The organism is Streptomyces sp. NPDC057137, assembly GCF_042670825.1.
Classification (GTDB): Bacteria; Actinomycetota; Actinomycetes; order Streptomycetales; family Streptomycetaceae; genus Streptomyces.
In genome coordinates, this window is sequence record NZ_JBHUUW010000011.1 from 39,667 (window position 1) to 62,833 (window position 23,167).

A 23,167-nucleotide genomic window follows, 5' to 3' on the forward strand; every position below is an offset into this window, starting at 1 on the left:
TCGCGTGTCTGCGCTGAGTCGCACTGTCAAACGACCCTACGACGGTGAATGCCCGGCAGGAACCGACAGTAAGCGTGACCTAACCCACGACGCCGGAGCATGGGGGGCGCACGGAGTCACACGCCCCCGCTATATGACACATCGGTGCGCCCACCGTCCGGTCCGCGGGACACCCACCGATACATCAGCGTGACGTCCGGATACCGGAACTGAACTCGTGCATAGTGCACTTGGCCTGTGCAAGTCAAGGGCTGTCTTTTCTCCTTCAACTCCGGTCGAATGTCGTCACTTGTGACGCGCACCCCGCGCGCGGATCCCCACACATCCGGTCCGCGGACACCGGGTGCGGGGAGAGGACAACATCAAGTGACCATCAATCGACGGGCGATCAGAGCGTCCGCGGTGTTCGTGGCCCTCGCCACGGCGGCCGCGACGGCCTCGACGCTCGCCCCGGCGCAGGCCGAGGGCAACACCACAGCAGGTCCGGCGAGCATCGAGCGCCGCGATCCGGCGCCGCAGAAGGGCCATGTCGAGCACGACCTCGAAGGTCCGTTCAGCAAGCAGCAGGAGCAGCAGCGCAAGGCCGCCCTGGAGCAGGTCGTCGCCGGTGACGCCAAGATCATGAAGCGCGGCGGTTCCAACGTCGTCAAGCTCGACGACAAGAAGTACGTCGAGCTGGGCCGCGAGAAGACCGACAAGATCTTCACGATCCTGGTGGAGTTCGGCGACGAGGTCGACGACACCACCACGTACGACCCGGACGGCGCGGACGGCCCCGAGGCCCCCATCACGAAGTACGGTGGCGAACCCGGCCCGCAGCACAACGAGATAGCCGAGCCCGACGAGAAGGTGGACAACTCCACCGCCTGGCAGGCCGACTACAACCAGCAGCACTTCCAGGACCTCTACTTCGGTGAGGGCAAGGACTCCAAGGGCCAGCCGAAGGAGTCGCTGAAGACCTACTACGAGAAGACCTCGTCCGGCCGCTACTCGGTCGACGGTGAGGTCTCCGACTGGGTCAAGGTCAAGTACAACGAGGCCCGTTACGGCTCCAACTACTGCGGCGACTCCAACTGCGCCAACGTCTGGGACGCGGTACGCGACGGCACCACCGCCTGGGCCGCCGACCAGAAGGCCAAGGGCCGTACGGACGCGGAGATCAAGGCCGACCTCGCGTCGTACGACGAGTGGGACCGCTACGACTTCGACGCCGACGGCAACTTCAACGAGCCCGACGGCTACATCGACCACTTCCAGATCGTCCACGCGGGCGAGGACGAGTCGGCCGGCGGCGGCGCCGAGGGTGAGAACGCCCTGTGGGCGCACCGCTGGTACGCCTACGGCACGGACGCCGGCAAGACGGGCCCCGCGGAGAACAAGTCCGGCGGCACGCAGATCGGCGACACCGGCATCTGGGTCGGCGACTACACGATGCAGCCGGAGAACGGCGGACTCGGCGTCTTCGCGCACGAGTACGGCCACGACCTCGGCCTGCCCGACCTGTACGACACCTCGGGCGGCGGCGAGAACTCCACCGGCTTCTGGACCCTGATGTCGGCCGGTTCCTGGCTCGGCCGGGGCAAGGGCGAGATCGGCGACCTGCCGGGCGACATGACCGCCTGGGACAAGCTTCAGCTGGGCTGGCTCGACTACGACGAGGCCAAGGCCGCGACGGCGTCGACCCACAAGCTGGGCGTGTCCGCGTACAACACGGACAACCCGCAGGCACTCGTCGTCGAGCTGCCGAAGAAGCCGGTCACCACGACTGTCGTGAAGCCCGCCGAGGGCTCCAAGCAGTGGTGGAGCGACATGGGTGACGACCTCAAGAACACCCTCACCCGCTCCGTCGACCTCACCGGCAAGGCCAAGGCGTCGCTGGAACTGGACGGCTGGTGGGACATCGAGGCCAACTACGACTACCTGTACGCCGAGGTGTCGGAGGACGGCGGCGCCAACTGGACCCCGGTCGACGGCACCGCCGACGGCAAGGCCATCACGCGTGACGCGGGCGACAAGCCGGCCCTGACCGGTCCGTCCGGCGGCCACAAGAAGCTCGTCTACTCGCTGGACGCCTACGCGGGCAAGAAGGTCGACGTCCGCTTCCGCTACCAGACGGACGGCGGCGCGGGCGGCAAGGGCTTCGCGGCCGACACGATCAGTGTCGTCGCCGACGGCGCCCCGGTCTTCAGCGACAACGCCGAGGCGGACGACGCCGGCTGGACGGCGAAGGGCTTCTCGCGCATCGGTGAGTCGTTCACCCAGGACTACGACCAGTTCTACATCGCGGAGAACCGGCAGTACGTCAGCTACGACAAGACCCTCAAGTCGGGCCCGTACAACTTCGGCTTCAAGGCGCCGAAGGACGGCTGGGTCGAGCACTACGCGTACCAGAACGGCCTCATGGTCTGGCTCTGGGACACCTCGCAGAAGGACAACAACACCAGCGCCCACCCCGGCAAGGGTCTGATCCTGCCGGTCGACGCGCACGCCAAGCCCCTGAAGTGGGCCGACGGCACGGTGATGCGTAACAAGATCCAGACGTTCGACTCGTCGTTCAGCAAGTTCCCGACCGACCTCTTCCGGCTCCACAACGCCGACAAGGCGCAGTGGATCCTGCCGCAGGCCGGCAAGTCGGTCTTCGACGACCGCAAGGGCACGTACTGGTACGAGGAGAACCCGACCGGTGGTGTCGTCGTTCCTGACACCAACACCAAGATCTCCATCGTGAGCGAGCCGCTCAGTGGCTCCACGATGACGGTGAAGGTCGACCGCTCGACCAAGTAACGGACATCGTCGCAGGTCAAGCCATGATCGGCCGTCGCCCCCTAGCGGGGCGGCGGCCGATCGTGTTTAGGTGCGTCCTACCGACTCTTATTGACACGACGTCTCACGGGGGGATTGAGGACACATGGCAGGTGGAGGCTTCAGCAGGCTCCCGAACGGCACCGTGGTGGTGGCACTGACCGTGCCCAGCCCGGCGGCCGAAGGCCGTACGGTCCGGATTCTGGTCCATGCGATGAACCGGGCCCGCGCCCTGACCAGGCTGCGGAATCTCGGACTGCGCGCCGTCTATCTCCGCGGCAACGCGGAACCGCCGACACCGGACGAGATCACGGCGGTGCTGCACCATCCGGACGGCCTGCTCTGGCGGGCCACACCGGAGTGCGCGCAAGAGCTCTGGCAGCCCATACGGGCCCTGCTGCGCCCCGCGCGGCGGTACGGGCCACCCGAGCCGCGCCACGGCCTCACAGGCCTCCCTGCGGCGCCCTCGGCGGCCACCCTGCCGGGGCTGTTCGCGGCGCCGCGACCGGAGCGGCGGACGGGCAGCGGGAGCGACATGAGCGCCGCGTAGCCGGCACCTCGCGGGGACCGGCACGCTCTACCGGTAGGGCCTACAGGTAGGCCCTACACCACCGGCTTGCCGGTCAGCCGTACGCCCGCCGCGCGCATCTCCTCCAGGGCCCGCTCCGTCGTCTCCTCGGCGACGCCCGCGGTCAGGTCCAGCAGTACGTGGGTGGTGAACCCCGCACGCGCCGCGTCCAGGGCCGTCGCCCGTACGCAGTGGTCGGTCGCGATGCCGACGACGTCCACCTCGGCCACCTCGCGCGCCCGCAGCCAGTCCGTGAGCGTCACACCGTTCTCGTCGGCGCCCTCGAAGCCGCTGTACGCCGCCGCGTACGCGCCCTTGTCGAAGACGGCGTCGATCGACCCCGAGGCGACGGCCGGCGCGAAGTTGGGGTGGAAACCCACCCCCTCCGTGCCCGCCACGCAGTGGACCGGCCACGAGCGCACGAAGTCGGGGCGCGCGGAGAAGTGGTCACCCGGGTCGATGTGGTGATCACGCGTCGCGACCACGTGGCGGTAACCGGCCGTCGACTGCCCGATCAGATCGGTGATGGCGGCGGCCACGTCGGCGCCGCCCGACACCGCGAGGCTGCCGCCCTCGCAGAAGTCGTTCTGAACGTCCACGACTATCAGTGCGCGGTGCATGGCGGGTGTCCTTCGGTGGGGAGCGTGCGGGGGCGACCGAGCCTAGGGCGTCCCGCTGTGGTTGGCCTCTCGCAGCCTGGCGTTCCCGGTCGCTGTCCGTTCATGCCTCCCACACCTCACGTCCGTGAATCACCGGCACGCCGGTCACATGCGGACCCCCGCCGGTCACATGTAGACCGTCGGGATGACCGGCTCGCCGCGCGACAGCTGGATCGCCGACATCGGCAGCCCCGCCCGCGCCGCCACGTGCCGGTCGCGGACCGCGTCCAGCGGCTCGCGCGCGACGACCTCGCCGCCCTTGACCAGCTCCACCAGCAGCTGCCGGTCCAGCAGGTCGGCGGGGACCGGACCGGTGCCGACGACCTCGGCCTCCGCGTACCCCTCGGCGTCCACCCGCCGCGCCGCCCACTTGCGGCCGCCGATCGACGTCTTGCCGCCGAGTGACTTCTTCGCCACCGCGTGCAGCGGCGCCTTCGGATCGGCGGAGTGGGCACGGGCGACGAGTTTGTACACCATCGAGCAGGTGGGGTGCCCGCTGCCGGTGACCAGCTGGGTGCCGACCCCGTACGCGTCCACGGGCGCCGCGGCCAGCGAGGCGATCGCGTACTCGTCCAGGTCGGAGGTGACCACGATCCGGGTGTTCACCGCGCCCAGCTCGTCCAGCTGCTGCCGCACCCGGTGCGCGACGAGCAGCAGGTCGCCGGAGTCGATACGCACCGCGCCCAGCTCGGGCCCGGCGACCTCCACGGCGGTACGGACCGCCTCGGCCACGTCGTAGGTGTCCACGAGCAGCGTCGTACCGCTGCCGAGCGCGTCGACCTGTGCCTGGAACGCGTCCCGCTCGTTGTCGTGCAGCAGCGTGAAGGCGTGCGCGCTGGTGCCCACCGTCGGGATGTCGTAGCGGAACCCGGCCGCCAGGTCGGACGTGGTGTCGAAGCCGCCCACGTACGCGGCGCGCGAGGCGGCGACGGCGGCCAGTTCGTGGGTGCGGCGCGCGCCCATCTCGATCAGCGGTCGCCCGCCGGCCGCGGCCGACATCCGGGACGCGGCGGCGGCGATCGCCGAGTCGTGGTTGAGGATCGACAGGATCACGGTCTCCAGCAGCACGCATTCGGCGAAGGAGCCCTCGACGCGCAGGATCGGCGACCCGGGGAAGTACATCTCGCCCTCGCGGTAACCCCAGATGTCGCCGCCGAAGCGGTAGTCGGCCAGCCAGTCGAGCGTCGGCCCGTCGACGATCCCCCGCTCGCGCAGGAAGCCGATGACGTCCTCGTCGAAGTGGAAGTTCTCGACGGCGTCGAGCACCCGGCCGGTGCCCGCGACGACTCCGTAGCGCCGTCCCTCGGGCAGGCGCCGGGTGAAGACCTCGAAGACGGAGCGGCGCTCGGCCGTCCCCGCCCGAAGTGCCGCCCGGAGCATCGTCAACTCGTACTGGTCGGTGAAGAGCGCGGTCGACGGAACGCCGAGCCTACGGCCGCCCTCGTCCTTCGCCAGGCCCTTCTCAAGGTCCGCAGAGTTCATGCCGACGATGCTACAGGAGATCTCGTCAAACTGACGAGATCTAACGAGCGCTCAGACCGCCGTTTGTGCGACAGGCCCCACCTGGTGGCAGCATGGGGCTGTGAGGCTGTGCATCCCGGGGCGCACCCCGGGGCCCCCGGCGGAGAAGAAGGTCGTCCCGAACCGTGAGTGTTGCCCCGACAGAGATCGAACTTCCCGAGTCGGCCGAGGAGACGTTCACCGTCCCGGATCCTGACGTGCCGTGGATGACGATCGTCCACAACGACCCGGTCAACCTCATGAGTTATGTGTCGTACGTCTTCCAGACGTACTTCGGCTACTCCAAGGACAAGGCGCACAAGCTGATGCTCGACGTCCACCACAAGGGCCGCGCCATCGTCTCCAGCGGCAGCCGCGAGGAGATGGAACGCGACGTGCAGGCGATGCACGGATACGGCCTGTGGGCCACGCTCTCCCAGGACCGCAACTGATGGCCGGGCAGTTCGAGGCGATCCCCGGCGGTGGCGCCGCCGTCGCGCTCGACGAGGTCGAGATTTCCATCCTGCGCTCCCTGGCCGTACAACTCCTGGAGCTGATCGGCCCCGGCGAGGAACCGGCCAAGGGCGAGGACCCCCTCGCCGCGCTCTTCGCGGAGGGCCCCAGCAAGCCGCCGTCCGACCCCGCGCTCGCCCGGCTCTTCCCGGACGCGTACGGCTTCGGCGACGACACCGACGACGAACTGCGCGAGTACGCCTCCGAGTTCAGACGCTTCACCGAGAACGACCTGCGGACCCGCAAGCGCGAGGACGGAATCGCGCTCGTCCGCACACTGGACGCGCTCTCCGCCGCCGGCGAGGGCGGAGCCGTACTGAAGCTGGCGCCCGACGACTGCAGGCACTGGCTCGGCGCGCTCAACGACCTGCGGCTGACGATCGGCAACAGGCTGGACGTCTCCGACGAGGACGACGGCGAGGGCCTGTACCGGCTGCCGGACTCCGACCCGCGCAAGCCGATGGTGATGGCGTACCTGTGGCTCGGGGCGCTCCAGGAGTCGCTCGTCGAGACGATGATGCCCTGACGGTCCGCCGGCCACGTGGGGGAGGCCCGTCACAGGGCCTCCACGGCGCCCTCACATCATCTTCGGACGGACACCTTCCGTTTCCTCAATTGAGGCTCAACTCCGCATAACGATCGGATCTCCGCCTCCGCATGCTTTGCGATTCGGGGTGTGATTCGTCCCCTTCTTCCTGTGGGCCGCGCCACAGCGGCCTGCGCGGATCGCCGCCCCGCCCGTGGTAAATCTTCACGACCACCGGCACAGGCAGGGAGAAAGGGCGCATCACCATGACCTCCCCACAGGTCGACAACACCTCGGAAAGCCCCTCCGGAAAGACCTCGGAGGAGGGCTACGAACGCGGACTCGGCAGCCGCCAGGTCCAGATGATCGCGATCGGCGGCGCCATCGGCGTCGGCCTGTTCATGGGCGCCGGCGCGAACATCGCCAAGGCCGGGCCGAGCATCATCCTGATGTACGCCCTCGCCGGCGTGGTGATCTTCTTCATCATGCGGGCACTCGGCGAACTGCTCCTCTACCGGCCGGTCTCCGGCTCGTTCGCGGAGTACGCCCGCGAGTTCCTCGGCCCGTTCTTCGGATACGTGACCGGCTGGACGTACTGGCTCATGTGGATCGTGACCGGCATGGCCGAACTCACGGCGGCGGCGATCTACATCCACTTCTGGTTCCCCTCGATCCCGCAGTGGGTCAGCGCCCTCGTCTTCCTCGTGGTGCTCTTCGGCGTCAACCTGATCTCCGTCAAGATCTTCGGCGAGGTCGAGTTCTGGTTCTCGATGGTCAAGGTCACCGCCATCATCGGCATGATCGTCATCGGCCTCGGCGTGCTGACCCTCGGCTTCTCGGACGCGGGCGAGACCGCCACCACCGGCAACCTCTGGCAGCACGGCGGCATCTTCCCCAACGGCATCGGCTCCAGCCTGATGACCCTCCAGGGCGTGATGTTCGCCTACCTCGCCGTCGAACTCGTGGGCGTCACGGCGGGCGAGTCCGAGAATCCGGAGAAGACGCTCCCCAAGGCGATCAACACGCTGCCTTGGCGCATCATCGTCTTCTACGTCGGCGCGCTCACCGTCATCCTCGCCGTCGTGAAGTGGACCGAATTCAGCGAGGGCGAGAGCCCGTTCGTACACGCCTTCGCCAAGATCGGCATCCCGCTCGGCGCCGGAATCGTCAACTTCGTCGTGCTGACGGCGGCCCTGTCGTCCTGCAACTCCGGCATGTACTCCACCGGCCGGATGCTGCGCGACCTCTCCGCCAACAACGAGGCGCCGAAGGTCCTGGGCAAGCTCAACTCCCGCCGGACGCCGGCGTTCGGCATCGCCGCGTCCGTCGCGCTGATGGGCATCGGCGTCGTCCTCAACTACATCGTCCCCGAGAAGGCGTTCCTCTACGTCACCTCGGTCGCCACCGCCGCCGGTATCTGGACCTGGATGATGATCCTCGTCAGCCATATCAAGTACCGCTCCGCCGTGGTCGCCGGGCGGCTGCCCGCCTCCTCGTTCCCGGCCCCGGGCGGCTCGGCGCTGAGCTGGGTGGCGCTGGTGTTCCTGTCGTTCGTGACCTGTCTGATCGCGTACGACTCCGAGGCCCGGGTGTCGCTGTACGTCGGCGCGATCTGGGCGGTGTTCCTCGGCGGCGGCTGGGCGCTGCTCAAGCGCCGTAACCCGGAACTCGCGGCGGCCGGTGCGCGGGAGCCGCGTGATCCGGAGGGCCCGCACGAGCCGGAGTACGCGAAGGTCTCCGACTGACGCCGACGCCGACGCCGGGCACTTACGGCGGCGGTCCCACATGCCGTCTCACGCACTGTCTCACCAGGTGGCCTCCGTGTCTCAGACGCGGAGGCCACCTGCTTATCCTTCACCTCATGCTGACCATCACCCAGGCCCTCTACGACCAGATCGTCACCCACGCACGCGCGGACCATCCGGACGAGGCGTGCGGCATGGTCGCGGGCCCGGAGGGCAGTGGGCGGCCCGAGCGTTTCATCCCGATGCTCAACGCGGCCCGCTCACCCACGTTCTACGAGTTCGACTCGGCGGACCTGCTCAAGCTCTACCGGGACCTGGACGACCGGGACGAGGAACCGGTGATCGTCTACCACTCGCACACGGCGACCGAGGCCTACCCCTCCCGCACGGACATCACCTACGCCAACGAGCCCGGCGCCCACTACGTCCTGGTCTCCACCGCCGACACCGACGACGCGGGCCCCTTCCAGTTCCGCTCGTACCGCATCGTGGACGGCGAGGTCACGGAGGAAGAGGTCGAGGTCGTCTGAGAAGATGACGCGATCCAGGGCGGCAGGACCCAGGAAGCCGGTGTGAATCCGGCACGGTCCCGCCACTGTGACCAGGGCCTTCGCGCGAGCGGGGCCCCGGAAGCCAGGAACTGACCTGTCGCCCTTCTCCCACCATGCCAGGGGACGCGGAAATCCCCCGGAGGAGGCCCAGTCATGTCCTCGCGGCGCCACGCCCTCATACCGGCGGTCCTGCTTCCGCTGCTGCTCCCGCTCGCCGCCTGCTCAGCCGGCGCGGACCCCGTCCGCAGGGCCGGAGCCCCGGCCGACGGATTCCCGTACACCGTCACCAACTGCGGTGTGAAGACCACCTTCGAGGCACCCCCGAAGCGCGTGGTCACCATGAACCAGCACGTCACCGAGATCATGATCGAACTCGGACTCACCAAGTCCCTCGTCGGCACCGCCTGGCTGGACGACAAGGTCCTGCCCGCCTACGAGAAGGCGTACAAGAGCGTCCCGGTCGTCGCCAAGGAGTACCCCTCCAAGGAGAAACTCCTCGCCGTCAACCCCGACTTCGTCTACGGCGGTTACGCCAGCGCCTTCGCCGCCAAGGACGGCCGCACCCGCGACGACCTCAAGGGCGCCGGCATCGACACCCGGCTCAACCTGGAGAACTGCACCGAGGGCAGGACCTCCATGGACGACGTCTTCCGCGAGGTCGAAGAGGTCGGCCGCACCTTCGGCGTCGCCGACCGCGCCGCGAAGTGGACCGCCGAGGCACGCACCACCCTCGCCACCACGGCCGCCGGTCTCCAAGACGTGAAGCCGGTCTCGGTCTTCGTCTACGACAGCGGCGACAAGACCGCGTTCACCGCGGGCGGCAAGGGCATCGGCAACGAGATGATCGACCGGGCCGGCGGTCGCAACGTCTTCGCCGACCTCGACAAGTCCTTCGGCGACGCCACCTGGGAGCAGGTCGTGGCGCGCGGGCCCGAGGCGATCGTCATCTACGACTACGGCTCCACCACCGTCGCGCAGAAGAAGAAGCGGCTGCTGGAGGACCCCGTACTGAAGGACGTCCCGGCGATCAGGAACAAGCGCTTCGCCGTCCTGCCGCTCTCCGACGCCGTGCTCGGCGTCCGCGCCCCGGCCGCCGTCCAACGGCTCGCCTACCAACTCCACCCGGAGGCGGGCGAGTAGGCGCGCCGCGATGAGCTGTCAGACCCCGCCCGCCCGGCGGCGGCTGAGGCACGCGCTCGTCCTCGGCGGCCTCATCGCGGCCCTCGCCTGCGCCGTCGTCGCCGGGCTCGCGCTCGGCTCGGTCCGCATCCCGCCCGGCGAGGTCGTCACGATCCTCACCGGCGGCGCCGAGCCCAGCCCCTTCCGCACGATCGTCCTGGACGTACGGCTGCCGCGCGTGCTGCTCGGCGCGGTCGTCGGCGCCGGGCTGGCCGTCGTCGGTACGGTCCTCCAGGCCCTCGTACGCAACCGGCTGGCCGACCCGTTCCTGCTCGGGATCTCCTCGGGGGCGTCCACCGGCGCCGTACTCGTCCTGGTCTTCGGCATCGGCGGTGGCATCGGCGGCGGGATCACCACCACCGTCGCCATGCCGGCCGCCGCCTTCGCCGGCTCGCTGTTCGCGATGGCCGTCGTCTACGCGCTCGCCCGGCGCGGCGGCACGATGACCGGCGGGCGGCTCGTGCTGGCCGGGGTGACCGTCTCGTACATCCTGTCCGCGCTCACCACACTGATCCTGGTGGTCTCCGCGCGGCCCGAGCACTTCCAGGAGGCGCTGTTCTGGTCGCTCGGCGGCCTCGGCAGCGCCCGTTGGGGCTCGCTCGTCGTCCCGGCCGTCGTCCTCGTCGCCGGGACCGCCGTCCTGATGGCGCTCGCCCGGCCGCTGGACCTGCTGCTGGTGGGGGAGGAGGGCGCGACCGTACTGGGGCTGGACACCGCGCGCTTCCGCGCCGCCGTGTTCGTCCTCGCCTCGCTGGTCACCGGGGTGATGGTGGCCGCGAGCGGCGCCATCGGCTTCGTCGGGCTGCTCGTGCCGCACGCCGCGCGGATGGTGGTCGGGGCGTCGCACCGGCCGCTGCTGCCGGTCGCCGCGCTCGGCGGGGCGGTCGTGCTCGTCGTCGCGGACCTCGCCGCCCGTACCGTCGCCGCGCCGCAGGACATCCCCGTGGGCGTCCTCACCGCGCTCATCGGCGGCCCGTTCTTCCTGTGGCTGATGCGCCGCCGCCCCGAAGGAGCCCCGGTATGAGCCCCGATACGAGTGCCGGTACGAGCGCCGCTACGCGCCCTCGTAAAGCGGCATTGCGCGTCGAGGGGCTGTCGTACGGGATCGGCGACGGCCGGCACCTCGTCGACGCCGTCGACCTGACCGCAGCCCCCGGCGAGACCGTCGGCCTCGTCGGCCCCAACGGCAGCGGCAAGACCACCCTGCTGCGCTGCGTGTACGGCACGCTGCGCCCCACCCACGGCCGGGCGCTGCTGGACGGCGACGACCTGCACACCATGAAGGCCAAGGCGCGCGCCCGGCGCGTGGCGACCGTCCCGCAGGACGGACAGACCGACTTCGAACTGACCGTCCGCGAGGTCGTCGCCATGGGCCGCTCCCCGCACCGGCGCTTCTGGGAGGCGGACACGGCGGCGGACACCGCACTGGCCGACGCCGCGCTGGAGCGCGTCGGCATCGCCCCGCTCGCGGAGCGCGCCTTCCCGTCCCTCTCCGGCGGCGAACGCCAGCGCGCCCTCGTCGCCCGCGCACTGGTCCAACGGCCCGCGCTGTTCGTCCTGGACGAGCCGACCAACCATCTGGACATCCGCCACCAGCTCGAAGTCCTCTCCCTCATAAGGGAGTTGGGGACGATCAATCTGCTGGCCCTGCACGACCTGAATCTCGCCGCGTACTACTGCGACCGCCTCTACGTACTCAAAGCGGGTACGGTTGTCGCCTCGGGAACCCCGGCGGAGGTCCTGACCCCCGCCCTTCTGGCCACGGTCTACGAGGTCGAGGCGGAGGTCACGCCGCACCCCCGGACCGGCGCCCCCACCGTCGTCTATCTGCCCGAGCACCGGCCCGAGCGACTGCCCGGGTGACGGCCCAGTCCACCTGACGAACACCGAACGTCCATCAGTTGAGATCACATACCGGGATGCGGACCGGGAATCGATACGATGACCCCATGGTTTCCCACGACGTGAGCGACAAGACCCCAGGCGATCTCCTGGTGGCGCGCCTGCACGTCGATCTGTGCCGACTCGCCAGCGCCATGTGTACGGCCGGCGCTGCCGCCTGAGTCGCGGCAGGACGCCCATCCCGAGCACCACCCCCCGCGCGGGGGCAGAGCCGCGCGCCCGTCACGCCTCTTTTCCGACAGGAGCCCACGCCATGGCCATCGAGGTCCGCATTCCGACCATCCTCCGCACCTACACCGACGGAGCCAAGGCCGTCGAGGGCAGCGGTGACACCATCGCGGCCCTGCTCACCGACCTCGAAACCCGCCACACGGGCATCCGCGAGCGCATCGTCGACGGCGCCAACGGCGACCAGCTGCGCCGCTTCGTGAACGTCTACCTGAACGACGAGGACGTCCGCTTCCTGGACGGCATCTCCACCAAGCTCGCGGACGGCGACAGCGTCACCATCCTCCCGGCCGTCGCCGGTGGCGCGGGGCACACGCCCATGCCCGACGTGTCCGCCACGCTCTGATGCGGTACGACTCCCCGCTCGCTGTCGTCGGCGACACCCCTCTCGTACGGCTGCCACGGCTGTCCCCGTCGGACGGTGTCCGGCTCTGGGCCAAGCTGGAGGACCGCAACCCGACCGGCTCCATCAAGGACCGCCCGGCGCTGCGCATGGTCGAGCAGGCCGAGAAGGACGGCCGGCTCACCCCGGGCTGCACCATCCTGGAGCCCACCAGCGGCAACACCGGTATCTCGCTCGCCATGGCCGCGAAGCTCAAGGGCTACAAGATCATCTGCGTGATGCCGGAGAACACCTCGCAGGAACGCCGCGAGCTGCTCGCCATGTGGGGCGCCGAGATCATCCCGTCCCCGGCGGCGGGCGGCTCCAACACCGCCGTACGCGTCGCCAAGGAGCTGGCCGCCGAGAACCCGAGCTGGGTGATGCTCTACCAGTACGGCAACCCGGACAACGCGGGCGCCCACTACGCCACCACCGGACCGGAGATCCTCGCCGACCTGCCGTCCGTCACCCACTTCGTGGCCGGCCTCGGTACCACCGGCACGCTGATGGGCGTCGGCCGCTACCTGCGCGAGCAGAAGCCCGACGTCAAGATCGTCGCGGCCGAGCCGCGCTACGACGACCTGGTCTACGGCCTGCGGAACCTCGACGAGGGCTTCGTACCCGAGCTGTACGACGAGTCCGTCCTCACGAGCCGCTTCTCCGTCGGCTCGGCCGACGCCGTCACCCGTACCCGCCAACTCCTCCAGCAGGAGGGCATTTTCGCGGGAGTCTCCACCGGTGCCGCCCTGCACGCCGCCATCGGCCTCGGCAAGAAGGCCGTCACGGCGGGCGAGAGCGCCGACATCGTCTTCGTCGTCGCCGACGGCGGCTGGAAGTACCTCTCCACGGGCGTCTACACGGCGGCCACGGACGAAGAGGCCATCGAGACCCTTCAGGGCCAGCTCTGGGCCTGAGCCCCTCACCCCCGCACTCGCACTGACCGTGGCGCAACAGTGGTGCAACAGTCCCCGCCCGGGACTGTTGCACCACCGCTCCCGAGAGTGACGATCGGTGCCGATCGACGTACGCGACGCGCACACCGACCACGGGGGACAGAGATGGACGAGCGCTGGAGCGGTATGGGTGGTCCGGGCGGCACGGGTGCTCCGGGTGCTCCGGGACACGCACCCGGTTCCCCCAACCCCCCTGGTCACGACCCCGGTTACGGCTACGGCCCGCCGGGCTTCGGCCCGCCCCAGCCCTTCGCACCGCCGGAACCCGACGGGCGCGCGTCCCGCCGCCACCTCGGCGCGTACGTCACCTCCGGCATCCTGCTCATCGTCTTCGCCTGCGTCCTCGCCGCCTGGATCGTCTACACGGCGATCAACGCGCAGGCCGACGTGGACGAACTGATCAACAGCCTCATCAAGAACGAGGGTCGCCGTCCGCTGCTGGTCTTCACCGCCCACGAATGGGCCCTCACGGTCGCCCTGCTCGTCGTCGGCATCGCGGCCCTCTCCCTGCGCCGTACCGCGCGCGGCGCCGCCCTGCTCCTCGCGTTCGTGCTGCTCGGCGTCGGCGCCCGCCAGCTCAACGGCCTGACCAGGGCCGAGTACCGCGACGTCATGTTCGCCAGTCAGCACGGCACGCTGATCGTGCTCACCTACGTGTTCGCGTTCCTCGCCGCCGTCACTGTGATCATCCTGCTGCTGGTGGCCCGCGAGCGCGACGTTCCGCGCGAGCCCGTGCCCGGCCGCCGGCGCGCCGCGGGCGTCCTGCTCATCCTGATCGGCGCGCTGCAGGGCTTCTGGTACGCCCGCGGCCTGCGGGAGTTCAGCGAGGCCGCCGTGCCGGGCGGCGGCCGGGGCGCCTTCAGCGAGTGGTGGCACGAAGCGCTGAACATCAACGCCCGTGGCGGGTACGGCACTTCGGCCGGATTCACCTACTACCACAGCGCGCTCATCGCGGCGTTCCTCGTCGTCGGCGTCCTGCTGCTGGCAGGCACCCCGGCCGCCCGGGGCGCGGCGCTCGCGCTGCTCGGCATGGCGGTGTACCTCCAGATCCGCGACCTCGCGGGCATCCAGTACGACCAGCTCTCGTACTACTACGAGGACACCACCGTCGGCTGGAGCATCACCAGTGCCTTCGCGGCGGGCGCGGCGATGCTGGTGGCCATCGCCCTGACCCGCCACGATCCACGCCCGTACGTCACACCGCAGTACCCGACGGCGCCGCTGCCCTAGAGGGTGGCCGGTCTTCGTGGATCAGCGCGCCAGATGCCTGACCTGCCGCCACAGCCCCGGATCCGCAGGTCCCACCCGGCGCCGGAACGCCCGTGTGTCCACCCGCCGCAACTCGTCCGTCTCCAAGAAGCTCCGGCGTCCTTCCGTGTCACCCACCGCCTCCGGCGGCAGCGGAATCACGCCGGGACGCTCCTCGTGGAACTTACTGGTGATCTTCGCGACCAGCACCGTACGGCCCCGTACCGAGAGCACCAGACACGGCCGGTCCTTCGCCCCGGCCCCGTCCTCGTACGGCACCATCGCCCACCAGATCTCGCCCGGCTTCGGCCCCCGGCCGCCGGCCTTGCCCCCGGGCTTCGTCCCGGCCGGCCCGCGCGGCGGCCTGCGGTCCGTCCGGCCCCGCTCCCGGGAGCGCCCGAAGCGCGCGCCCGGCGGCCGGGGACTGCGGCCGCGCCCGTCCACGAGGGTGGCGACCATCGCCAGCACCACCACGACGATCAGAGCCACCCACCAGGTCGTGTCCATGCCCCAGACCGTACCGCCGCGCCTCGCGTCCGCGCGGCGCGATCCCCGGCCCGCCGCCCGGCGACAAGGTCCGCCCGAACCGGTGACAGAGCAGGTGAGTTCCCCCACAACAGGCCGGTGTGGAGGAGCGACCAGCCGTTTAGCGCCTTACGCTCGACAGACCGAACGACCCCCGTCGCCCCCCTTCCACGCCACGGAGGTTCACGCTCCATGAAGCTCACCGTCGTCGGCTGCTCGGGCTCCTTCCCCTCCGTGGGATCGGCCTGCTCCAGCTACCTCGTAGAGGCCGACGGCTTCCGGCTGCTCCTCGACATGGGCAACGGTGCCCTCGGCGAGTTGCAGCGTCACTGTGGTCTCTACGACCTCGACGCCATCTTCCTCAGCCATCTCCACGCCGACCACTGCATCGACATGTGCGGCTACTTCGTCGTCCGCTACTACCGCCACGACGGCGGACGCTGCGACACCATCCCCGTCTACGGCCCCGACGGCACCGAACAGCGCCTCACCACCGCGCACGCCGACACCCCGACGGACAAGTCCATGAGCGAGGTCTTCGACTTCCACACGCTCAAGCCGGGCTCCTTCGAGATCGGGCCCTTCTCGGTCCGTACGGAGAAGCTCGCCCATCCCGTCGACACCTTCGGCATCCGCGTCGAGCACGACGGCAGATCGCTCACCTACTCTGGCGACACCGGAGTCAGCGAGGCCCTGGTGGAGCTGGCCGACGACACGGATCTGTTCCTCTGCGAAGCCGCGTTCACGTACGGCAAGGAGGACATCCCCGGCCTCCACCTCAACGGCCGCGAGGCGGGCGAGCACGCCGCCGACGCGCGGGCGCGCAGGCTCGTCCTCACGCACATCCCGCCGTGGACGGACGCCGAGCGGAACCTGAGCGACGCGCGGGCGGTGTACGGCGGACCGGCCGAACTGGCCCGCCCCGGCGCGGTGTACGAGATCTGAGCGGAACGGATACGTGACGGTGCCCCCGGCCGGGAAGGCCGGGGGCACCGTCACGTCACGCACGTCCGAGGCGGTCCTACTTGGCCTCGGCCTTCTGCAGCTCGGCCAGTTCCTCGTCGGTCTCCCGGCCTGGCGTCGGCAGGTTGAACCTGACGATGGCGAAGCGGAAGACCGCGTAGTAGACCGCCGCGAAACAGAGCCCGACCAGCGCCAGGCCCCACGGGTTGGTCGCGATTCCCAGGTTGAGGAAGAAGTCGACCGCGCCGGCCGAGAAGCCGAAGCCGTCCTTCATCCCCAGCCCCCACGTCAGCGCCATGGACACACCGGTCAGCACGGCGTGGATCGCGTACAGCACCGGCGCGATGAACATGAAGGTGAACTCGATCGGCTCGGTCACACCGGTGACGAAGGCGGTGGCCGCGAGCGAGAACATCATGCCGCCGACGACCTTGCGGCGCTCGGGGCGGGCGCAGTGGACGATCGCGAGACAGGCGGCGGGCAGCGCGAACATCATGATCGGGAAGAAGCCGGTCATGAACTGTCCGGCCGACGGGTCACCGGCGAGGAAGCGCGCGATGTCGCCGCTCTTGCCCTCGTACGAACCGGCCTGGAACCAGGGGAACGAGTTCAGCAGGTGGTGCATGCCGATCGGGATCAGCGCGCGGTTCGCGACACCGAAGATGCCGGCGCCGACCGCGCCCGAGCCGACGAGCCACTCACCGAAGTTGTGCAGACCGGCGCCGAGGACGGGCCAGATGAGACCGAAGACGATGCCGATGAGCAGACCCGCGAAGGCCGACAGGATCGGGACGAGACGACGGCCGCCGAAGAAGCCCGCCCAGTCGGGCAGCTTCGTCCGGTAGAACTTCTGGTAGAGCAGGGCGACCACGATGCCCATCACGACACCGCCGAGGACGCCCGCGTTCACCGGGGCGTCCGACATGACTATCTTGCCGTCGACGACGCTCGCGACCTGCGGCAGGTTTCCGTCCGTGAAGGTGGCGAGGACCTTCTGGAAGACCAGATAGCCGGTGACCGCGGCGAGCGCCGTCGAGCCGTCCGACTTCTTGGCGAAGCCGATGGCTATACCGACGGCGAAGAGCAGCGGCATGTTGTCGAGGATCGCGCCGCCGCCGGCGGCCATGTAACCGGCGATCTTGGTGATGAAGGTGGGGAACGACTCGCGCCCGAGCATGTCGGGGTTGCCGAGGCGCACCAGCAGGGCGCCGGCGGGCAGCACGGCGACCGGCAGCATGAGGCTGCGGCCGATGCGCTGCATGACGGACATCACGCCGGAGCCCTTTTTCTTTGCCGCGGGGGCGGCGCTGGCCGTGGACATCAACTTCCTCCAGAGGACAAGGCACCGCCAGGAGCAGGGAGAATGGGGAGTGGCGGCGACCCGGGAACACGGCGCGCGGCCATGTGGTCTACACCTTTGAGTGGTGTAGACCAGTTGTAGCATGGTGAGGGTTGAATAAGGAACCTTCGAAATCTCTCGATCCGGACTCGAAGCGGCGGGCGCCCGGCGGGCTTGGGGTGGGCGCACGAAAAGACCCCCGGACCAGCAGGTCCGAGGGTTTTTCCGGGGGCTTTCCCGAGGAAGCTTGCGAGGCTCGTGCGTGCTTACGCCGACGGCGGGTGGGTCACCCTGCCCACGTCACGTCACTGTCACTTCCCCATGTTCTCCTTCTCCACTTCCTCCTCCAGCTCCTCCGGCTCCCGCCCCGGAGTGGGGATGTTGAACTTCGTGATCGCGAACCGGAAAGTCACGTAGTACACGACCGCGAAGCAGAGCCCGATCGGAATGATCAGCCAAGGCTTCGTATCCAGATGCCAGTTGACGACGTAGTCGATCAGGCCCGCCGAGAAGCTGAAGCCCGCGTGCACCCCCAGCGCCCAGGTGATCGCCATCGACGCACCCGTCAGCAGCGCGTGCAGCCCGTACAGCAGCGGTGCGGCGAACATGAACGAGAACTCCAGCGGTTCCGTCACACCCGTCACGAACGACGTCAGGCCGACCGAGACCATCAGGCCCGCCACCTGCTTCCGCCGCTCCGGCCGCGCGCAGTGCGCGATCGCGAGCGCGGCGGCCGGCAGGCCGAACATCATGATCGGGAAGAAGCCCGACATGAACTGACCCGCCGTCGGGTCCCCGGCGAAGAACCGCGTCAGGTCGCCCTGGACGACGGTCCCGTCCTTCGTCGTGAACTCGCCCGCCTGGAACCAGAAGAAGGTGTTCAGGAACTGATGCATACCGATCGGGATCAACAGCCGGTTCGCGACACCGAAGATGCCCGCGCCCCACGCGCCCAGATCGATCAGTGACTTGGCGAACGACGTCAGCCCGTCACCCACCGGCTGCCACAGCAGCCCGAACAGCACCCCGAGGATCACTCCCAGGAACGCCATCAGGATCGGCACCAGACGACGGCCGTTGAAGAAGCCGAGCCAGTCCACCAGCCTCGTACGGTGGAAACGCTGCCAGACCACCGCCGTCAGCAGACCGATCAGAATGCCGCCGAGCACCCCCGGGTTCTGCGGAGTGCCCTCGGGCAGCGCGTCGGTGACCGTGTCGTCGGCGGGGAACGCCGCCAGCACGTTGTGGTAGACGAGAAAGCCCACGACGGCGGCCAGCGCGGTCGAGCCGTCCGCCTTCTTGGCGAAGCCGATCGCGACCCCGATGCAGAAGAGCAGCGGCAGACCGAAGCTCCCGTCCAGGATCGCGTTGCCGCCCTGGAGGAAGACCTTCGTCGTCTTGTCCCAGAAGGCCCCGTGCAGATATGCGTCGAACAGATTGCCCAGGCTGACCAGCAGCCCCGCCGCGGGAAGCACGGCCACCGGCAACTGCAGACTGCGCCCGATCTTCTGGAGCCCCTGGAACAGGCCGTTCCGCCACCGTCGCCGGGGCGCCGGAGGAACGGCTGACGCGTCGGCACCCGTCGAACTCATCGGCGTCCTCCCGTGGCACAGTGGTGTAGACCAGTTGCGATACGCTCCCGAGGCCGGGCCGCGGACGGCGTACCACTGGTGACCGTTATCTTTCGGTACGGGTCGGTCACCCGCCCGTGAAGATGGGCCAACCGTGAGTTAACGTGAAAATCCGGACGCACGGTCCACGCACGGTGAACCGGGACACCACCCCCTTGGACAGCAGGGAGCAAGACATGGCCAGCAAGGCTGAGAAGATCGTCGCCGGGCTCGGCGGAATCGAGAACATCGAAGAGGTCGAAGGCTGCATCACCCGCCTCCGTACCGAGGTCGTGGACCCGAGCAAGGTCGACGAGGTCGCGCTGAAGGCCGCCGGCGCCCATGGCGTCGTCAAGATGGGCACCGCGATCCAGGTCGTCATCGGTACGGACGCCGACCCGATCGCCGCCGACATCGAAGACATGATGTAACTGCCGCGCGGCGCTCACCCAGGGGCTCGATCCGGACAACCGCCGTACCCCGGGCGGAGAACCGGAACGAGCCCCTCAGTCATGTCCCGCTAGGCTCACACCCATGTCTCGAATCGACGGCCGCACCCCCGAACAGCTCCGCCCCGTCACCATCGAACGCGGATGGAGCAAGCACGCCGAAGGATCCGTACTCATCTCCTTCGGCGACACCAAGGTCTTCTGCACCGCCTCCGTAACAGAGGGCGTCCCGCGCTGGCGCAAGGGCAGCGGCGAAGGCTGGGTCACCGCCGAGTACTCGATGCTGCCCCGCTCCACCAACACCCGCGGCGACCGCGAAGCCGTACGCGGCAAGATCGGCGGCCGCACCCACGAGATCTCCCGCCTCATCGGCCGCTCGCTCCGCGCCGTCATCGACTACAAGGCCCTCGGCGAGAACACCATCGTCCTCGACTGCGACGTCCTCCAGGCCGACGGCGGCACCCGCACCGCCGCCATCACCGGCGCGTACGTCGCCCTCGCCGACGCCGTCGAATGGGCCAGGGCCAAGAAGATCGTCAGGGCCGGCCGCAAGCCCCTGACCGGAACCGTCTCCGCGATCAGCGTCGGCATCGTCGACGGCGCGCCCCTGCTCGACCTCTGTTACGAGGAGGACGTGCGCGCCGACACGGACATGAACGTCGTCTGCACCGGCGACGGCCGCTTCGTCGAGGTTCAGGGCACGGCCGAGGCCGAACCCTTCGACCGCAAGGAACTCGGTGCGCTCCTCGACCTCGCCACCGCCGGCTGCGCGGACCTCGCCGCCCTCCAGACCGCGGTGCTGGAAGAGACCCTCGCCAAGTAAAGAAGCAACCAAGTCGGGTGGTGCGGCGTCGTTACAGTCGCGACCAGCGGGGGCGTACGGACCTACCCGTATGCCCCTCCGCACCAAGGGAGGGAACCGACCATGGCCTCGCGCCGACGCACCGCGGTGACCATAGCCGCCGTCCTGCTCACGTTCACCGGGGCGGCCGGCTGTGGCGCACTCGACAAGGCCCTCGACTGCGTCCAGACCGCCGACGCCATAGCCACCAGTGTGGACAAGCTCCAAGAGGCGATCTCCACCGCGGCGAACGACCCGACGCAGGCCGAAGAGGCCCTGAACGACATCGACACCGAGCTCGACAAGCTCCAGGACAAGACCGACAACACCGATCTCAGCAAGGCGGTCGACGACCTCAGCACCGGCGTCGGCACCGTCCGCGAGGACATCGAGAACGGCGATGCCACCCCCGACCTCGCGCCCGTGACGGACGCCGCCACCGAGATCGGCAAGGTCTGCACCCCGTAACGGGCCTTCGGCCCGGCGGCGGATAATCGACGCATGACGCGTCTGATCCTCGCCACCCGCAACGCCGGGAAGCTCACCGAACTCAAGGCCATCCTCGCCGACGCCGGTCTCACCCACGACCTCGTCGGCGCGGATGCCTACCCCGACATCCCGGACGTCAAGGAAACCGGCGTCACCTTCGCCGAGAACGCCCTGCTCAAGGCACACGCCCTGGCCCGCGCGACCGGCCACCCGGCCGTCGCCGACGACTCCGGCCTCTGCGTCGACGTCCTCGGCGGCGCCCCCGGCATCTTCTCGGCCCGCTGGTCGGGCACCCACGGCGACGACCGCGCCAACCTCGACCTCCTGCTGGCCCAACTCTCCGACATCGCACCCCCGCACCGCACCGCCCACTTCGCGTGCGCGGCGGCCCTGGCGCTCCCGGACGGCACGGAACGCGTGGTCGAGGGCCAACTCCGCGGCACCCTGCGCCACACCCCGTCGGGCACGGGAGGCTTCGGCTACGACCCGATCCTCCAGCCGGAGAACGACACCCGCACGTGCGCGGAACTGACCCCGGCGGAGAAGAACGCGATCAGCCACCGCGGCAAGGCGTTCCGGGCGCTGGTGCCGGTGGTGCGGGAGTTGCTGGGCTGAGTCGCACCGATGGCCCCCTTCCTGCCGGGAGGGGGCCATCGGTCGTGTGCGGCCGGTGGGACTCGAACCCACATGGGATTTCTCCCACGACATCCTAAGTGTCGCGCTTATACCAATTCAGCAACGGCCGCTGGTCGCCAGCCATGTTATCGGGCCTGCGAACGTTCCGATACGCGATAAGGCTCTATGCGCCTTGTGCCCCCTGTGCCGCGCCGTCGCCGGAGCGCCTTCCGCCACCCCGGCACCACGTGGCTGTCACCGCGTGACAGTTCGGGCAGAGCAGCCGCAGGTTTTCGGCACGGTCGTCGCTCCGATCGCCGTTGACATGGTCTATCTCAAGTGTCATCGGCTGTCCCTTCCACTCGGGCCCGGTCCCACACCCCGCGCACCGCATCTCAACGCCGATGTCGAGGAGCGCCTTGCGCAGACGAACAGTTCTGGAGCGCGTTTTCCGCTGGTGCTTGACGAGAATGTCCTCGGGCTTTCTCGTCGGGGTCGGCGACGGATTGCCGCGCTGGTGCGCCTGCCCCAGGAAGTGGGACATGCTGAGTCCGTCATCGGCCACCCAGCCGCGGAGCCGGGCTCGCTGACGGCTGTTGTCCGGCCTTCCGAGCCGTCGAAGCGTCTCGGCAACGGAACGGGACCGGCGTACGGCTTCGCCGAGTTCGGCCGGGTCCGGCCGTGGGTTCCCCCGCCTGTTGCCCGCGCAGCGGCGGAAATGCGAGACATCGATGCCGAAGTGGGCGAAGCGCCTGAGCAGATATCGGCGTAGATGGCCGTAGGGGCGCGTGCCGAAGAAGGCGATGACCTCGTCGATGTCCGCGCACCGCTCCGCCGCCTCGGCCAGCCGCTCGCGTGTGTAGCGGCCACTCCCGCTCATCGGCACCCCGCCCCGCGCGGTGCGGGAATGGCGGCCGCTCCCTGATGTTCCTTCGCGCGCCGCCGGTAAGTGTCGGTCGTCGAATGGCAGTTGGGGCACAGGAGGCGGAGATTCTCCAACCGGTTGTCGTGCCAGTTTCCGTCGATGTGGTCCACTTCGAGCGGGAGCGGCCGGCCCTGCCAGACGGGGTCCGTACCGCACAACGCGCAGCACTCGGGGACGCCGAGCGTGGCCATCGCCGCCTTCAGTCGTGTGCCTGGCACGCGACGCGCGACGGCGGCCTCCTGCTCCACGAGCAGTTCTCGCGGTGTCCGTCGGCGCCTCGGTCCTTCTGTGCCGGACGGTCGGCCGAAGTGCGACGTGTCGATGCCAAGGGCTCTCACGCGGCGGGTGATGTGGGTGTGGTGGCCGCCGACCACATCGAGTCCAAGACGTCGCAGCACTTCGCACATGGTCGCCGAGGCTGCGACGGCGGGCGCGAGTACGTCCCTGGTCCACCGCGTCCCCTCCCGCTGGAAGTGGGAGGTCGCGATACCCATCGACTTCATACGCGCCTGTATGTACCGCCGTGTCGAACTCTTCGGATCCACGCCCAACTTGACCAGCGTCTCCGACAACGTCCGCGACGAGGCCGCCGCTTCGGCGAGGCGCTGCCGTGTGTAGGGACTCAGCGGCATGATTCGCTCCGTATCCGGCCGCG

Annotated in this window: 24 protein-coding genes, 1 tRNA gene, 1 pseudogene and 1 riboswitch; of the genes and pseudogenes, 18 read left to right on the forward strand and 8 right to left on the reverse strand. The window is 69.3% G+C overall.

Annotation, left to right across the window (positions count from 1 at the left end; translation table 11 throughout):
* Nucleotides 1-366: 366 nt before the first annotated feature.
* The gene (locus ACFT9I_RS12080; protein ID WP_382563290.1) at nt 367-2,784 is read left to right on the forward strand and encodes an immune inhibitor A domain-containing protein; all 2,418 of its coding nucleotides are present in this window, start codon (nt 367-369) and stop codon (nt 2,782-2,784) included.
* Nucleotides 2,785-2,908: 124 nt separating this feature from the next.
* A pseudogene (locus ACFT9I_RS12085) lies at nt 2,909-3,211 on the forward strand (hypothetical protein); the annotation flags it as partial.
* Between the two features lie 194 nt (nt 3,212-3,405).
* Here the strand turns inward: ACFT9I_RS12085 and ACFT9I_RS12090 are convergent.
* Together ACFT9I_RS12090 and ACFT9I_RS12095 are read right to left on the reverse strand one after the other, a co-directional pair.
* Entirely contained in the window at nt 3,406-3,990 is a 585-nt protein-coding gene (locus tag ACFT9I_RS12090; RefSeq protein ID WP_382563292.1) for a nicotinamidase, read from the reverse strand.
* 165 nt (nt 3,991-4,155) lie between these two features.
* Entirely contained in the window at nt 4,156-5,511 is a 1,356-nt protein-coding gene (locus tag ACFT9I_RS12095; RefSeq protein WP_382563293.1) for a nicotinate phosphoribosyltransferase, read from the reverse strand.
* A gap of 164 nt (nt 5,512-5,675) precedes the next feature.
* Here ACFT9I_RS12095 and clpS point away from each other — a divergent pair, with 164 nt between their 5' ends.
* From clpS to ACFT9I_RS12150, 11 genes are all read left to right on the forward strand, one after another.
* Complete coding sequence (gene clpS, locus ACFT9I_RS12100) at nt 5,676-5,981, forward strand: ATP-dependent Clp protease adapter ClpS (protein ID WP_382563294.1); 306 nt, start codon at nt 5,676-5,678, stop codon at nt 5,979-5,981.
* Entirely contained in the window at nt 5,981-6,568 is a 588-nt protein-coding gene (locus tag ACFT9I_RS12105) for a DUF2017 domain-containing protein (protein ID WP_382563296.1), read from the forward strand. The genes clpS and ACFT9I_RS12105 overlap by 1 nt, the downstream gene beginning before the upstream one ends.
* A gap of 266 nt (nt 6,569-6,834) precedes the next feature.
* Complete coding sequence (locus ACFT9I_RS12110) at nt 6,835-8,313, forward strand: amino acid permease (protein WP_382563298.1); 1,479 nt, start codon at nt 6,835-6,837, stop codon at nt 8,311-8,313.
* A gap of 116 nt (nt 8,314-8,429) precedes the next feature.
* Nucleotides 8,430-8,843 (forward strand): Mov34/MPN/PAD-1 family protein, encoded by a 414-nt coding sequence (locus ACFT9I_RS12115; RefSeq protein WP_382563300.1) that lies wholly within the window; start codon nt 8,430-8,432, stop codon nt 8,841-8,843.
* Nucleotides 8,843-8,977, forward strand: a riboswitch (cobalamin riboswitch). Its footprint overlaps the gene before it by 1 nt.
* Nucleotides 8,978-9,017: 40 nt before the next feature.
* Nucleotides 9,018-10,004 carry an ABC transporter substrate-binding protein gene (locus tag ACFT9I_RS12120; protein ID WP_382563302.1) on the forward strand — a complete coding sequence of 329 codons (987 nt, stop codon included), beginning with the start codon at nt 9,018-9,020 and terminating at the stop codon, nt 10,002-10,004.
* Nucleotides 10,005-10,014: 10 nt separating this feature from the next.
* Complete coding sequence (locus ACFT9I_RS12125) at nt 10,015-11,067, forward strand: FecCD family ABC transporter permease (protein WP_382563303.1); 1,053 nt, start codon at nt 10,015-10,017, stop codon at nt 11,065-11,067.
* Complete coding sequence (locus ACFT9I_RS12130) at nt 11,064-11,906, forward strand: ABC transporter ATP-binding protein (RefSeq protein WP_382563305.1); 843 nt, start codon at nt 11,064-11,066, stop codon at nt 11,904-11,906. The genes ACFT9I_RS12125 and ACFT9I_RS12130 overlap by 4 nt, the downstream gene beginning before the upstream one ends.
* A gap of 86 nt (nt 11,907-11,992) precedes the next feature.
* On the forward strand, nt 11,993-12,106 hold the full coding sequence (locus ACFT9I_RS12135) for a putative leader peptide (RefSeq protein WP_354608293.1): 114 nt from the start codon (nt 11,993-11,995) through the stop codon (nt 12,104-12,106).
* Nucleotides 12,107-12,198: 92 nt separating this feature from the next.
* Nucleotides 12,199-12,519, forward strand: a complete 321-nt coding sequence (locus ACFT9I_RS12140; RefSeq protein WP_382563307.1) for a MoaD/ThiS family protein — start codon at nt 12,199-12,201, stop codon at nt 12,517-12,519.
* Nucleotides 12,519-13,469, forward strand: coding sequence for a PLP-dependent cysteine synthase family protein (locus tag ACFT9I_RS12145; protein ID WP_382563308.1), 951 nt, complete (start codon nt 12,519-12,521; stop codon nt 13,467-13,469). Before ACFT9I_RS12140 ends, ACFT9I_RS12145 begins: the two co-directional genes overlap by 1 nt.
* Nucleotides 13,470-13,613: 144 nt before the next feature.
* Nucleotides 13,614-14,738: a hypothetical protein gene (locus tag ACFT9I_RS12150; protein ID WP_382563310.1), complete on the forward strand. Its 1,125-nt coding sequence runs from the start codon at nt 13,614-13,616 to the stop codon at nt 14,736-14,738.
* Nucleotides 14,739-14,759: 21 nt separating this feature from the next.
* On the opposite strand, the gene ACFT9I_RS12155 is transcribed toward ACFT9I_RS12150, so the two are convergent.
* Nucleotides 14,760-15,263 carry a type II toxin-antitoxin system PemK/MazF family toxin gene (locus tag ACFT9I_RS12155; RefSeq protein ID WP_382563312.1) on the reverse strand — a complete coding sequence of 168 codons (504 nt, stop codon included), beginning with the start codon at nt 15,261-15,263 and terminating at the stop codon, nt 14,760-14,762.
* Nucleotides 15,264-15,473: 210 nt separating this feature from the next.
* Here ACFT9I_RS12155 and ACFT9I_RS12160 point away from each other — a divergent pair, with 210 nt between their 5' ends.
* The gene (locus ACFT9I_RS12160; RefSeq protein WP_382563313.1) at nt 15,474-16,226 is read left to right on the forward strand and encodes an MBL fold metallo-hydrolase; all 753 of its coding nucleotides are present in this window, start codon (nt 15,474-15,476) and stop codon (nt 16,224-16,226) included.
* A 76-nt stretch (nt 16,227-16,302) separates the two neighbouring features.
* Here ACFT9I_RS12160 and ACFT9I_RS12165 read toward each other — a convergent pair whose 3' ends face one another.
* The gene (locus ACFT9I_RS12165; protein ID WP_382563315.1) at nt 16,303-17,565 is read right to left on the reverse strand and encodes a PTS transporter subunit EIIC; all 1,263 of its coding nucleotides are present in this window, start codon (nt 17,563-17,565) and stop codon (nt 16,303-16,305) included.
* A 329-nt stretch (nt 17,566-17,894) separates the two neighbouring features.
* Nucleotides 17,895-19,175, reverse strand: coding sequence for a PTS transporter subunit EIIC (locus ACFT9I_RS12170; RefSeq protein ID WP_382563316.1), 1,281 nt, complete (start codon nt 19,173-19,175; stop codon nt 17,895-17,897).
* 215 nt (nt 19,176-19,390) lie between these two features.
* On the opposite strand from ACFT9I_RS12170, the gene ACFT9I_RS12175 reads away from it, so the two are divergent.
* From ACFT9I_RS12175 to rdgB, 4 genes are all read left to right on the forward strand, one after another.
* Nucleotides 19,391-19,624 (forward strand): PTS glucose/sucrose transporter subunit IIB, encoded by a 234-nt coding sequence (locus tag ACFT9I_RS12175; RefSeq protein ID WP_354607871.1) that lies wholly within the window; start codon nt 19,391-19,393, stop codon nt 19,622-19,624.
* Between the two features lie 103 nt (nt 19,625-19,727).
* Nucleotides 19,728-20,465, forward strand: a complete 738-nt coding sequence (rph, locus tag ACFT9I_RS12180) for a ribonuclease PH (RefSeq protein ID WP_382563318.1) — start codon at nt 19,728-19,730, stop codon at nt 20,463-20,465.
* A gap of 102 nt (nt 20,466-20,567) precedes the next feature.
* Entirely contained in the window at nt 20,568-20,951 is a 384-nt protein-coding gene (locus ACFT9I_RS12185) for a hypothetical protein (protein WP_382563320.1), read from the forward strand.
* Nucleotides 20,952-20,984: 33 nt separating this feature from the next.
* Nucleotides 20,985-21,587: an RdgB/HAM1 family non-canonical purine NTP pyrophosphatase gene (rdgB, locus tag ACFT9I_RS12190; protein ID WP_382563323.1), complete on the forward strand. Its 603-nt coding sequence runs from the start codon at nt 20,985-20,987 to the stop codon at nt 21,585-21,587.
* Between the two features lie 47 nt (nt 21,588-21,634).
* Here the strand turns inward: rdgB and ACFT9I_RS12195 are convergent.
* The 3 genes from ACFT9I_RS12195 to ACFT9I_RS12205 all read right to left on the reverse strand — a co-directional run bounded on the left by ACFT9I_RS12195 (nt 21,635) and on the right by ACFT9I_RS12205 (nt 23,144).
* Nucleotides 21,635-21,718 (reverse strand) — tRNA-Leu (locus ACFT9I_RS12195).
* Between the two features lie 53 nt (nt 21,719-21,771).
* Entirely contained in the window at nt 21,772-22,467 is a 696-nt protein-coding gene (locus ACFT9I_RS12200) for an HNH endonuclease (RefSeq protein ID WP_382563324.1), read from the reverse strand.
* Nucleotides 22,464-23,144, reverse strand: a complete 681-nt coding sequence (locus ACFT9I_RS12205; protein ID WP_382563325.1) for an HNH endonuclease — start codon at nt 23,142-23,144, stop codon at nt 22,464-22,466. Before ACFT9I_RS12205 ends, ACFT9I_RS12200 begins: the two co-directional genes overlap by 4 nt.
* Between the last annotated feature and the right edge of the window lie 23 nt (nt 23,145-23,167).